Origin of the sequence: Mycolicibacterium vaccae NBRC 14118 = CIP 105934, assembly GCF_001552715.1 — a bacterium.
Classification (GTDB): Bacteria; Actinomycetota; Actinomycetes; order Mycobacteriales; family Mycobacteriaceae; genus Mycobacterium; species Mycobacterium vaccae.
The window spans coordinates 1-2,582 of the sequence record NZ_BCRS01000308.1 but is presented as its reverse complement, the minus strand read 5'-3'; the positions used below and the strand labels follow the sequence as shown (position 1 = coordinate 2,582).

At 68.8% G+C, this 2,582-nt stretch carries 3 protein-coding genes; 1 reads left to right on the top strand and 2 read right to left on the bottom strand.

All coding sequences use genetic code 11. The annotated features are described in order from the left end of the window. Window positions 1-806 (bottom strand): helix-turn-helix transcriptional regulator (locus MVA01S_RS29515; protein WP_174539014.1); only part of this gene is annotated, 806 nt, incomplete at its 3' end. A gap of 59 nt (window positions 807-865) precedes the next feature. Beyond that, window positions 866-2,224 carry a Pup--protein ligase gene (pafA, locus tag MVA01S_RS29510; protein ID WP_003933519.1) on the bottom strand — a complete coding sequence of 453 codons (1,359 nt, stop codon included), beginning with the start codon at window positions 2,222-2,224 and terminating at the stop codon, window positions 866-868. A gap of 103 nt (window positions 2,225-2,327) precedes the next feature. Here pafA and MVA01S_RS29505 point away from each other — a divergent pair. Then, window positions 2,328-2,582, top strand: a 255-nt coding sequence (locus tag MVA01S_RS29505) for a DUF7162 family protein (RefSeq protein WP_060941823.1), incomplete at its 3' end; no start/stop codon positions are given.

The window sequence follows — 2,582 nt, the reverse complement described above, 5'->3', positions numbered from 1 at the left end:
CCCCGCCGGCGCAGCGCGGTGGCGCGGCCGTCGGCGACCCACACCCGGGCCTGCCCGGCGGCCGGCCACTCGCCCACCACCCGGTTGACGATCTCGCGCAGATCGGTGCCGGCCGGTCGGCTGACCGCACCCGGCGGTCCGATGGGGGTGACGTCGGGGCCGATGCGCGACAGCCGGAACGTCCGCACCGCGGCGCGGTCACGGTCGTGGCCGACCAGGTACCACCGGCCCCGGTCGGTGACCACGCCCCAGGGCTCGACCGTGCGCGTCACGTACGGCTCGCTGCGCGAGGGCCGGTGCCGGAACTGCACGGCGCGGCCGGAGTTGATCGCGGACAACAGGATTCCGAGTACCTCCTCCGACCCCCGCAGCCCGGGCAGCGCCGCGGTCGAGGTGATCGTGACGTCGTCGTCGGTGGGCTCGATGTCGATGCCCGCGGCGCGCAGCTTCAGCAGCGCGCTCTGGGTCGCGGTGATCAGCTCCGGCGACTCCCACAGCTGAGTCGCCACGGCCACCGCGGCCGCCTCATCGGGGGTCAGCTCCACCGCGGGCAGCGCGTAGGCCTCACGGTTGATCCGGTAACCCTCGGTGGGGTCGCTCGGCGACACCCGCCCGGTCTCCAGCGGGATGCCGAGGTCGCGCAGTTCGTTCTTGTCGCGCTCGAACATCCGCGAGAAGGCTTCGTCGCTGGCGCCGTCGGAATAGCCGAACACCGTCTCGCGGATCCGGTCTGCGGTGATGAAGGACCGCGTGGACAGCAACGCGATGACCAGATTCATCAGGCGTTCGACTTTGGAGATCCCCACGGGTTAGAGCTTAAGGCGCGCCCGGCGTGTTCCCCGCCACGAGCACCCGCCGATTGAGGTCACATGCTCGCGATGAGCCGTTTGACCCGCTCGTCCACCGACCGGAACGGGTCCTTGCAGAGCACGGTGCGCTGGGCCTGGTCGTTCAGCTTCAGGTGCACCCAGTCCACCGTGAAATCCCGGCCCGCTTCCTGTGCGGCGCTGATGAATTCACCGCGCAGTTTCGCGCGGGTGGTCTGCGGCGGCGTGTTGACCGCGGCGTCGATCTCCTCGTCGGTGGTGATCCGGGCCGCCAGGCCCTTGCGCTGCAGCAGGTCGAACACGCCGCGACCACGCTTGATGTCGTGATAGGCCAGGTCGAGTTGGCTGATCTTCGGGTCGGACAGCTCCATGTTGTAGCGGTCCTGATAGCGCTGGAAAAGCTTGCGCTTGATCACCCAGTCGATCTCGGTGTCGACCTTGGCGAAGTCCTGGCTTTCGACGGCGTCGAGCTGGCGGCCCCACAGGTCGACGACCTGGTCGATCTCGGTGTTGGGTTCGCGGGTCTGCAGGTACTCCACCGCGCGGGCGTAGTACTCGCGCTGGATGTCGAGCGCGCTGGCCTGCCTGCCGCCGGCCAGCCGCACCGGCCGTCTGCCGGTCAGATCGTGGCTGACCTCCCGGATCGCGCGGATCGGGTTGTCCAGCGAGAAGTCCCGGAACGCCACCCCGGCCTCGATCATCTCCAGCACCAGCGACGCCGAACCCACCTTCAGCATCGTGGTGGACTCGCTCATGTTCGAGTCACCGACGATCACGTGCAGGCGCCGGTACTTCTCGGCGTCGGCGTGGGGTTCGTCGCGGGTGTTGATGATCGGGCGCGACCGGGTGGTCGCCGAGGACACGCCCTCCCAGATGTGCTCGGCGCGTTGGGACAGACAGAAGGTCGCCGCCTTCGGGGTCTGCAGCACCTTGCCCGCCCCGCAGATCAGCTGACGGGTGACCAGGAACGGCAGCAGCACATCGGAGATGCGGGAGAACTCACCGGCACGCACGATCAGGTAGTTCTCGTGGCAGCCGTAGGAGTTGCCCGCCGAGTCGGTGTTGTTCTTGAACAGGTAGATGTCGCCGCCGATACCCTCGTCGGACAACCGCTGTTCGGCGTCGACGAGCAGGTCCTCCAGTACCCGTTCACCGGCGCGGTCGTGGGTGACCAGCTGCGTGAGGCTGTCACATTCGGCGGTCGCATATTCGGGATGGCTGCCGACGTCGAGATACAGACGGGCGCCGTTTCGGAGGAAGACGTTGCTGCTGCGGCCCCACGACACCACCCGGCGGAACAGATAGCGGGCGACCTCGTCGGGACTCAACCGTCGATGGCCGTGGAACGTGCAGGTCACACCGAATTCGGTCTCGATGCCCATGATTCGTCGCTGCACCTCATCGAGACTACTTGTTGCTCGGCTCACAGGGCGGCCGGACACTCGATGAGCCCTGTGGATAACCCGGCCGGACCCGCCCCGGGGTCTGTCAGCATGAGCCATGGGGGAAATCGCACACGTCGACACCGATCGCCTGCACGCGTTGGCGGGACGCTTCGACGCCGCCGCCGCCGAGGTCGACGACATGCCGCGGCCGGTGCTCGACCCCGGCGCGATGCCCGGGGCGGCGGTGTCGGGGTTGGGGATCGACGCGCTGCTCACTCCGCAGCTGCAGGGCGTGGTCGCCGACCTGACCGGCTGGGCCGCGGCCGCCCGCAGCGCGGCCACGGCGTTCACCGACGCCGACGCCGTCAAC